The organism is Spongorhabdus nitratireducens, from assembly GCA_947387575.1.
GTDB lineage: Bacteria > Pseudomonadota > Gammaproteobacteria > Pseudomonadales > Endozoicomonadaceae > CANDOC01.
The window spans coordinates 1-10,012 of the sequence record CANDOC010000017.1; the positions used below are offsets into that span (position 1 = coordinate 1).

Annotated in this window: 9 protein-coding genes; 5 read left to right on the forward strand and 4 right to left on the reverse strand. The window is 50.5% G+C overall.

The window, feature by feature from the left end; translation table 11 throughout:
• Nucleotides 1–465: 465 nt before the first annotated feature.
• Together epmA and efp are read right to left on the reverse strand one after the other, a co-directional pair.
• Nucleotides 466–1,461, reverse strand: a complete 996-nt coding sequence (gene epmA, locus ACYZZ0_RS22195; protein ID WP_461538858.1) for an EF-P lysine aminoacylase EpmA — start codon at nt 1,459–1,461, stop codon at nt 466–468.
• A 195-nt stretch (nt 1,462–1,656) separates the two neighbouring features.
• Entirely contained in the window at nt 1,657–2,226 is a 570-nt protein-coding gene (gene efp / locus ACYZZ0_RS22200) for an elongation factor P (protein ID WP_461538859.1), read from the reverse strand.
• 31 nt (nt 2,227–2,257) lie between these two features.
• Here efp and epmB point away from each other — a divergent pair, with 31 nt between their 5' ends.
• The 4 genes from epmB to ACYZZ0_RS22220 all read left to right on the forward strand — a co-directional run bounded on the left by epmB (nt 2,258) and on the right by ACYZZ0_RS22220 (nt 6,370).
• A complete protein-coding gene (gene epmB, locus ACYZZ0_RS22205; protein ID WP_461538860.1) occupies nt 2,258–3,280 on the forward strand; it encodes an EF-P beta-lysylation protein EpmB in 1,023 nt (340 codons plus the stop codon).
• A 163-nt stretch (nt 3,281–3,443) separates the two neighbouring features.
• Nucleotides 3,444–5,201, forward strand: a complete 1,758-nt coding sequence (locus ACYZZ0_RS22210; protein WP_461538861.1) for a hypothetical protein — start codon at nt 3,444–3,446, stop codon at nt 5,199–5,201.
• Nucleotides 5,186–5,542: a hypothetical protein gene (locus ACYZZ0_RS22215; protein WP_461538862.1), complete on the forward strand. Its 357-nt coding sequence runs from the start codon at nt 5,186–5,188 to the stop codon at nt 5,540–5,542. Before ACYZZ0_RS22210 ends, ACYZZ0_RS22215 begins: the two co-directional genes overlap by 16 nt.
• A gap of 129 nt (nt 5,543–5,671) precedes the next feature.
• Nucleotides 5,672–6,370, forward strand: coding sequence for a YigZ family protein (locus ACYZZ0_RS22220; RefSeq protein ID WP_461538863.1), 699 nt, complete (start codon nt 5,672–5,674; stop codon nt 6,368–6,370).
• On the opposite strand, the gene serB is transcribed toward ACYZZ0_RS22220, so the two are convergent.
• The gene (gene serB, locus ACYZZ0_RS22225; protein WP_461538864.1) at nt 6,367–7,593 is read right to left on the reverse strand and encodes a phosphoserine phosphatase SerB; all 1,227 of its coding nucleotides are present in this window, start codon (nt 7,591–7,593) and stop codon (nt 6,367–6,369) included. The genes ACYZZ0_RS22220 and serB overlap by 4 nt on opposite strands.
• A gap of 124 nt (nt 7,594–7,717) precedes the next feature.
• Between serB and ACYZZ0_RS22230 the strand changes: the two genes are divergently transcribed.
• The gene (locus ACYZZ0_RS22230) at nt 7,718–9,034 is read left to right on the forward strand and encodes an AhpA/YtjB family protein (protein WP_461538865.1); all 1,317 of its coding nucleotides are present in this window, start codon (nt 7,718–7,720) and stop codon (nt 9,032–9,034) included.
• An 82-nt stretch (nt 9,035–9,116) separates the two neighbouring features.
• Here ACYZZ0_RS22230 and ACYZZ0_RS22235 read toward each other — a convergent pair.
• Nucleotides 9,117–10,012: histone H1-like repetitive region-containing protein (locus ACYZZ0_RS22235; RefSeq protein WP_461538866.1), on the reverse strand; the 896-nt coding region annotated here is incomplete at its 5' end.

Sequence of the window (10,012 nt, forward strand, 5' to 3'; positions counted from 1 at the left end):
ATTGAATTGATCGAGTGATTATCCAGAAATAAATTTCCGAACAACACTTGCTTCGATGAAAATCTTTTATTCATCCATTACAAGCAAGTGCCCACACGAATTACTTGATTATCTTGTTAAAGAACAGCTTCCGAAGAAGTTTTCGCTGATGCTTCAGAGTGCGTCACCCCGTTCAGCGAGGCCGCTATCTTACCGCGACCGTTTTTGTTGTCAAGCACTGTGTTTGGCAGCGCCTGAATCAACATCCGGTCACTCAATGATTCGCTGTGAATCAATTAATGTGGCCGGCAACGAGGAGCGCATTCTACAGAGTGAAGACTCAATGTCAATCACTTGTTTTCGATCAGGATTAAATCCTGTCGACCTGAGAAGCTGCGCTCTCAGAGGTGGCGTATTCTGCCTTGTTTAAACTTTTGTTAAATAGGCAAAAACACCTAAACCCGCGTACAAGCGGAAATATGAGTATCAGGCCCGGAAGAATTCAAAAGCAGTGACGTCAGCAATATTACGCGTTCCCGCCACAAGCATGATCAACCGGTCTACGCCCATGGCTACACCGGCACAGTCCGGGAAGTTACCCTGCTTCAATCCGGTCACCAGATGCTCATCATAAGGATAAACAGGATAGCCCATTTCCTTACGTTCATTTATATGGGCCTGAAATCTAGCTTCCTGTTCATTTCCGTCAGCCAGTTCATGGTAACCATTGGCCAGCTCAAACCCACCTATAAAGAGTTCAAATCGCTGAGCCACCGCTGTTCCCTGACTGTTCTTTGCTATTTTTGACAGGGCCGCCATGGATGCCGGGTAATCATAAACATAGACACCTTCCAGCTGACCATTATCAGCCTTTCCCAGACCGGGCTCGATCAGGTGGCTGAAAAGCAGATCAAGGCAGTCATTCCGGCTCAGTCCATCAAGCCCTTCATCTATATGTAGTCTGACCTGGTGGAGCAGCTCGTCATCGCTGGCAGTGTGAGGGTCAACACCCACATGCGGCAGGAACAGCTCTTTATAAGTGAAGCGCCCGGTCTCAGTGAATTCACAAACCTGATTGAGCAAGCGGGTCATATCATCCATTAACTGGTGATGAGTCATACCCACCCGGTAATACTCCAGCATGGTGAATTCCGGGTTATGTCGGCCTCCGGCCTCACCGTTACGAAACACCCGGCCAAGATAGTAGATATCACCGGCTCCACAGGCCAACAGACGCTTCATCGGAAATTCGGGGGATGTGTGCAGGTAAAGAGTACGTTGTTCGTTGGCACCCAATGGGCGGTAGGATGTAGAAAAGGAATCGATATGTGGATCAACAGTAGCGGCACAGGACAGCATGGGTGTTTCCACTTCCATGACCTGTTCCTGATCAAAATAGTGGCGCATATCCTTTAACAACTGCGCTCTGCGTTTGAGAACATTCAGACTGGCACTTGGCTGGTACTGATCATCTCCACCCATGTTGCGGCTCCATATCGTAGTGCAGCCATTTATATAGCCACTTTTATATAGCTATTTATTTAGCTCGTATTAGCTATCCACGCACATGACACACTTGTCAGTGCTAGCTGCAGTGTTGAAATATATGTCAGAGAAATCGGGAAACAGAATGATGCGGCAGTCAGAAAGACTGCCGCGAAAAGCAATGAAGTGATATTACTTCACACGACCCACGTACTCACCGGTACGGGTGTCGATGCGCAGCTTTTCACCTTCAGAGATGAACAGCGGCACTTTAACAGTTGCACCAGTGCTCAGCTTGGCCGGCTTGGAACCACCGGTAGCGGTGTCACCTTTCAGGCCCGGGTCTGTCTGAACAACTTCCAGCTCGATGAAGTTCGGCGGAGTAACAGTCAGCGGCGCACCGTTGTACAGGGTTACAGTGTATTCTTGCTGTTCTTTCAGCCAGTTTACAGTGTCACCCACAGCTTCCTTGCTGGCACCGTGCTGCTCGAAGGAACCGTCGGTCATCATGAAGTACCAGAACTCGCCGTCTTCGTACAGGTATTCCATGTCGTAATCCATAACGTCAGCAGCTTCGATGCTTTCGCCGGATTTGAAGGTGCGTTCCCAGGTACGACCGGTCTTGAGGTTGCGGAACTTAACGCGATTGAAAGCCTGGCCTTTACCGGGTTTTACAAATTCGTTCTCGACAATCACGCACGGATCCCCTTCCAGCATTACCTTGAGGCCGGAACGGAATTCGTTTGTACTGTAACTTGCCATTGCAGTTTCACCAGGAATTACAAAAACGCGTATGATAACCCGTTCTGCGGCCAGTGTGCAGACACACTGGCAAGAAGCCCTGAGCCAGGTCATTTCTGATCCTGTCGAACTTCTGAACCTGCTCGATCTTGATCCGGCCTTGCTTGAAGGTGCTCAACAGGGTTCCAGCGCTTTTAAACTCTGGGCGCCTCGCCCATATGTTGCCCGGATTCAGCGAGGTGATATCAATGATCCGCTGCTGAAACAGGTACTGCCGGTCAGTGCAGAACTGGAGCATCAGCCCGGATACAGTATGGACCCGCTGGGAGAGAAACCCAAAAACCAGCAGGCCGGCGTTATCCACAAGTACCGTGACCGGCTGCTGTTTATTATCAGCAATACCTGTGCGGTAAATTGCCGTTTTTGTTTTCGCCGCCATTTTCCCTATGACGAGAACCGCCTGAACCGAGAGCAGTGGCAGGAGGCGCTCGACTATGTGCGGAATGATACCGAAATATCAGAAGTGATATTCAGCGGTGGTGATCCGCTGGCCCTGAATGATCAAAGACTGGGCTGGATTGTTGATGGTCTGGCCAGTATTCCCCATGTGCAGCGGCTGCGCATTCACACCCGGTTCCCGATCATGATTCCGCAGCGCATTACTGAAGAGATGCTGGACTGGTTTGCCCGAACCCGGCTGCAACCGATTATGGTGCTGCACTGCAACCATGCCAATGAAATAAATGAAGATGTCATCGAAGCGATCCAGCGTCTTAAACAGGCGGGCGTTACCCTGCTTAACCAGACCGTGCTGCTCAAAGGTGTGAACGATACCGTCGATGATCTGGAAAAGCTGAGTCGAACCCTGTTTCAAAATGGTGTGCTTCCTTATTACCTGCATCTGCTCGACAAGGTTCAGGGTGCAGCTCACTTTGATATGGAGCAGGAAGCGGCACAACGTTTGGTTGGAAAACTGGCGGCGCGCTGTTCCGGTTACCTTGTTCCCAAGCTGGTAAGAGAAGTTGCCGGCGTTCCCGCAAAGACAACACTGGCTCCGATTATGCCCGATGCCTGAAGTACAAGTGGTGACACTGGGTCCGCTTGGCCTTATTCTAAAATTTCATGATGATTAAAAGAGGGATGTTCCATCATCCCTCTATACCCCACGCTGTAAAAATCGCTGTATGAAGCTGTACGAATAAGAGCAGTGCACAAAAATAACAACAGCAGGTGAGCGAATGGATGCGCCCCAGGGTTTTCAGTTGAATATTCCCCAGACTCAAGCGGGTTCACTTTCATTTGCTCAGCCGGAACCCAAGGCCGTTGCAGCCTGGGCCAAAGCTCTCCCCAAAGCCAATCTGGGTGAAATGGCAAAACAGGTCTTCCAGGCACTGAAAGAACTGAACCAGATTACCATTCCCGCAGCCAAAAGAGTCGAGCTGCTGGAACAGATCCGACCCGCTACCCACTATGTCGTAAAACAGATGCGGCAGCAGGTGTTGAAACTGTCTATCAACCTGAACCAACAGCAAACCCGGGCAGCTGCTCTGATGCAGGCTTTATATGCACAGCTGATCACCGGGTATAAGCTTGCCATCAGTGAACTGGTTTCGACACCCAGGGCACCTCAGCTTGGTCTGGCACTTCATCGCGCACTGTCTGATGCCAGTCATCAGCTTCTGCTCTCCTGTCGTCTTTACCGTCCAGCACCGAAAGGTCACTGGCTGGAAATTCATACGCTTTACCAAATCGCAGTCACCAGCAAGCTGACCAAAAAAGCCTTTGAAGATCCGGAGCAGTGTTACGTCGCCAGGCCGGAAATTCAGCACTGTTATACTCGCGCTCTTTTACTGCATGCCTGTTCACCCTATCAGCTGCGCCCCCGTCAGGTACGTTACCTGTTTGAAGCGCTGGAGCACTGGTCAGCAGCAGCCAGTATCAAATCAGATGCCCGCCAGAGTGTTTTCTCTGTTCCGATAGCAATTGATCACGCGCCGGAATACGCCAGCCTGAACCTTCACCCTGATACACTGGCCATTGGCCTTGAAACGTCACAACTGGCAAAGCTGCTTGATGAAGCAGGCAAGGACAAGGATGCTGTAAAGTTGCCTGTTCCCGAAAATATCAATGATCTGATACTGAACCATGTCTGCCTGATGCTGGAAGGAAACCACCATCGACAGCATAAAAGGCAAATTATGAACGGCAGCATCGACGTTATTGATGGTATGAGTGCCGTTCATTTTCATCTGGCCGGCAGCACCGATTTCGATCACTTTGTTATCGCTGACGCGCAGGACAACAAACAGCAGGAAAAAACCGAATTCAAGGCACAAAGTAATGATGCCTGGGCCAATGTTCACGATGCAGGCTCGGTTGAAAAACGGCTACCGGGCTCAGAGCAACCACTGCAATTCACCGGGACTTCAGCAGCACAGTCGAAATCCTGTGACTATCCTGTTCATAGCGCCAGCATTATTAACATCAGTCCCTCCGGTTATTGCCTGAGCTGGGCCGGTGATGTGCCTTCCCATATTCAGAATGGTGAAGTGATTGGCGTCAGAGAAGATGCAAACGATAACTGGAACCTTGCCATCATTCGCTGGATCAAGGTTGAGTCGGAACAACAAACACTGACCGGCATTGAACTGATGGCGCCCAATGTCCGCCCGGCAGCCGCAGCAATGCTGCATAAGCATCAGGACAGTACTCAATATATGCGCTGCTTTGTTCTGCCCGAATCTCCGGCACTGGCTTTGCCAGCCAGCCTGATTCTACCAACACTGCCCTTTCGCTCAGGTTGCAAGTTGCTGCTGCAGGATCAGCAGCAGGTCACCAAGGCTCAACTGTCACGCTGCATGCTCAGCACCGCCAGTTTCAACCGGTTCGAATTTAAAACTCTTGGACAGGTCACCAGCAAAGAGGTTAATTCAAAAGACAACAATCCTCCCACAGCAGGGTCTTCCGAGGGTGGCGATTCGTGGACATTACTGTAGCAACCTCAGTAGCCCGCTCTTACACTCGATACTTTTTATTGATCATCCTGCTGTTTTCACTTGCGGGCTGTGTCTCTACCAGTAGCGTAATGAAGTCATGGCAGGGAAGATCAATCACCGATTTGATAGCCCTGTGGGGTGCCCCCACTTCACACTCTCCTATTAAAAACGGACAGCATATTTATACCTGGTCTACCAGCTGGGGGAGTGCTTATTTAATGCACACCTGTCGCCAGAGTTTTGTGACCAACAGCGAGGGCGATATTCAGAACTGGAGTTTTGCCGGTTGCCCCCATTGGCAAATGAAGCTGGATAAAGAGAAAAAAGGTCCGCTGCATTAGGTTCTGAATGACGTTAAGTGCCCGGACATTTGCTTTCGAATATTTGGGCGTGTGGATTTTTTCATCCTTCAAGGCGCGGCGTCGGGAGCGTAGCCGTAGCTACGTGACCAGAGCTGCAACGCAGTAAGGGTGGAAAAAGACGCCGTCAAAATATTTGAAAGCAAGTGTCTGGGTACTTATATTGCTGCCTTCGTTGTGAGAAAGCGCATTATGTCGTCAGAGTCTTATTTCGTTCCCGCTGCCCAGGTGGAAACTGAAGAGGTTATTAAAAAAAGCAGGTTCATCTCTTATCTGGCTCCGGTGACAGGCCGGGACAGTGCTATGGCATTTATCCACAGCCTCAGAGAGCTGCATCCGGATGCCCGTCATCATTGCTGGGCCTTTATTGCCGGAACGCCGGGGGATGCCCAGCAATGGGGCTTCAGTGATGACGGTGAACCCGGTGGTACGGCAGGGAAACCGATGCTGGCACAACTGACAGGTTCAGGGCTGGGTGAAATCTGTGCCGTTGTTGTGCGTTATTCCGGCGGGATCAAGCTGGGAACAGGTGGCTTGGTAAGAGCTTACGGTGGTGGTGTTGCGACAGCACTGAAGCTGTTATCCACAATGGAGAAAATCCCGTTTACCGAACTGGTTATTCATTGTGGCTATCATCAGCTGAAAACAATCGAGCATTTGCTGCAACAACATAACGGGCATATTGATCACACTGATTATGCCGAGCAACTGAAAATCAGCTGCTCGGTCGACAGTCGCAATAAAGAAGAGTTACTGCTACGTATCCAGGATGCCGGCAGTGGCAGCATCCTGGTGGAACAGCCGGATTAAAGCTGCTCCAGTGCGGCGATGTCCCGGTCGCGGTATCCCATCAAATACAGTACTGCATCCAGCCCCAGAGTCGATATTGCATGACGAGCACTCTGCCGCACCAGCGGTTTCGCCCGGAATGCAATACCAAGCCCGGCCTGACCAAGCATTGGCAGGTCATTGGCACCATCACCCACTGCAATCACCTGCTCCAGATTGACCTGTTCTTTTTGGGCAATTTCTTTCATCAACTCGGCTTTGCGCTGGCCATCAACAATGATGCCTGACACTTCACCGGTAACCTTGCCATCAACCACTTCGAGTTCATTGGCATACACGTAATCAATGCCCAGCTTCTGCTGCAGGTAACGGGCGAACCAGGTAAAGCCTCCGGACAGAATCGCCGTACGGTATCCCAGTTTTTTCAGATTACGAATCAGTTTTTCAGTACCTTCTGTAAAGCGCAGGCTTTCAGCGATGGATTCCAGCACGCTTTCATCCAGCCCTTTGAGCAGTGCCATTCTTTTTCTGAAGCTTTCCGAGAAATCCAGTTCACCTCGCATGGCGGCTTCAGTAATTTCTGAAACCTGATCGCCAACACCTGCGGCCTTGGCCAGCTCATCAATCACTTCAGCTTCGATCAGGGTTGAATCCATATCGAAAACAACCAGCCGGCGGTTGCGGCGGAATACAGTGTCCTGCTGGAAAGCTACATCCACTTCAAGCTCACTGGAAATATGCAGGAAGTCAGCCTTGAGGTTATCAAGATCTGAAGGCGTGCCGCGCACAACAAATTCGACGACAGCCTGATGGCCTTCCTCGATTTCTTCCAAAGGCATCCGGCCTGTCAGTCGCGAGATACTATCGATATTGAGACCGTGGCGGGTAGCCACATCAGATACCCGGGCAATCTGCTCTGCAGTGAGACAACGGGATAACAGGGTAATGATATATTGATTCTCACCCTGTGCTTCGACCCACGACTGATAAGAGCTTTCAGAAATTGGCTGGTATTTGGCCTGCAGCTCCATCTGATGCAACTGGTACAACAGGTCTTTCAGTACCGGAGCCTGATCAGCTTCATCCGGCAGGCGAACCAGAATCCCCCAGGTTAAGGTGTCATGAATAACAGACTGTCCAATATCCAGAATAATCAGTCCATAGCGTGCCATCGTGTCAGTGATCGCGCTGGTCATACCGGGGCGATCCTGCCCGGTAACATTGATTAGCAGTATCTCGCTCATAACACCTTCCCGTCCTTTCACAACCATCCGGCCGGTTTTCATTGTGCTTTGTTAATTTTTGCTCTTTATCCGGCACAGGCCTTCGATATACTGGCAGAGTATCCTACCTGCTTATTGAATAACTGTGACCATCCGCGACAATAATTTCTTTTTTCGAGGGCTTAAACGCCTGAAGCAATGTCATTTTCCACTACGCAGACAGCTGCTGCTGATCTTTGGTGGACTGCTGGCCATCTGTATTCTGCTGATGTCTGTCATTACCTGGCAGCAGGTTCGCTCGGGCAGCATGGCTCAGGCTGAATCGCTGGGTGTGACCCTGACCAAGCAGACGGCCGAAGCCTCAGCCAGCCTGCTGGTAACCGGGGATAATCTCAGCCTGAATGTGCTGTTATCCCAGCTGGTACAGGAGCCTTATGTTCTCAATGCCAGTATTTACAGTGTGGATAACCTGTTGTTAGCAAGGGCAGGCCAAAATCCTGGTGCAGAGTCGGAACAATCAGAAGCGACATACTCCCACGCCATCAATTATCAGGACGTTGTTGCCGGGCATGTCAGAATTCAGCTTGATATCCCACTGCTGATGGAACCTGCAAAACAGGCTGGAATGACAGTTCTGATCGTGGGTATTGTCATGCTACTGGCCGGTTTAATCATTATTGATTCCTATGGCCGGCTCCAGCACAAACGCTTGCGACGTCTGGATATACAGCTACAGAAAATCTATGGTCATTACTCGCTGGAGCAGAGTTATCCGGGCGATGAACTGAACCACCTTATTCGTCAACTGGAAAAGGCTGAGGCTCCGCAAGCACCGGAGCAGCAGACAGAAAGTATTGAAGAACCAGAGCAGCACGAAGAATACACCCCACCTTCCGGGGCAGTGGTTGCAATCAAGCTCCGCAATCTGAGTAAGCTGCAGAAGCTGATCACCCCCTATGAGCTGATGGCTCTATTGAAGCAACAGCTTCCTCTGTTTGAGCGAACAGCCAAACTCTATTCCGGCACGCTGGAGTTCTCGCCTGAAGGCCACGCTTATATTTTATTCAAGGGAAACAACGAAGCACTGTTTCGAGCAGCCTGTTGTGGATTACTGATTAAAGATCTGTTGCAGCAAGTACCGGCAGTGGCTCATCTTCAACTGGGAATTGGTATCAGCTTTGATGAAGCTCTGTCCCTGATGCCCGGTGACCAGCACCCGGCATTGGAAGACAACAATGCCTGCATTGCACTGCACCTTGCCGAACAGAATGAAGACGGCCGGCCTTACCTGCTGAAAGCAGCAGCGATTTATCTACCTCAAGATAAAACGGTTATAGAAAACGTTGCCAGTACAGACAATATTCGACTGTTAGGGCTATCTCCGGATTATGCGGAATTAATGGCAAGACAAAAGCAGCATCTGCTTGAATCATTAAAAATCAGTGATCTGGAAGAAGAGTAATTAACAGAAACGGCGTGTATTAAAAAAGGGGCTTTTAAAAAGCCCCTTTTGATTGGGTTGCAGCCGAAAGTTGTAACCTGAATTATCTTCTTCTGGCTACTTTCCGGGTAGCCTTCTTACGGGCTATCGGCTTTCTTTTTGCAGCAGTCTTTCTTACAGCAGGCTTCTTCTTAACAGCTGCCTTGCGAGCTGCTGGCTTGCGCTTGGCTACAGTTTTCTTGGCCGCAGTCTTGCGAGCTGCCGGCTTACGCTTGGCTGTAGTTTTCTTAGCCGCAGTCTTACGAGCTGCCGGCTTGCGCTTGGCTACAGTTTTCTTGGCCGCAGTCTTACGAGCTGCCGGCTTGCGCTTGGCTGTAGTTTTCTTGGCCGCAGTCTTGCGAGCTGCTGGCTTACGCTTGGCTACAGTTTTCTTGGCCGCAGTCTTGCGAGCTGCTGGCTTCTTCTTGGCTACAGTCTTTTTAGCCGCAGTCTTGCGAGCTGCTGGCTTCTTCTTGGCTACAGTCTTTTTAGCCGCAGTCTTGCGAGTAGCCGGCTTCTTCTTGGCTACAGTCTTCTTGGCCGCAGTCTTGCGAGTAGCCGGCTTCTTCTTGGCTACAGTCTTCTTGGCCGCAGTCTTGCGAGTAGCTGGCTTCTTCTTGGCTACAGTCTTCTTAGCCGCAGTCTTGCGAGTAGCTGGCTTCTTCTTGGCTACAGTCTTTTTGGCTGCAGGCTTGCGAGTAGCTGGCTTCTTCTTGGCTACAGTCTTTTTGGCTGCAGGCTTGCGAGTAGCTGGCTTCTTCTTGGCTACAGTCTTTTTGGCTGCAGTCTTGCGAGTAGCTGGCTTCTTCTTGGCTACAGTCTTTTTGGCTGCAGGCTTGCGAGTAGCTGGCTTCTTCTTGGCCACAGTCTTTTTCGCTGCAGGCTTGCGAGTAGCTGGCTTCTTCTTGGCTACAGTTTTTTTGGCTGCAGGCTTGCGAGTAGCTGGCTTCTTCTTGGCTA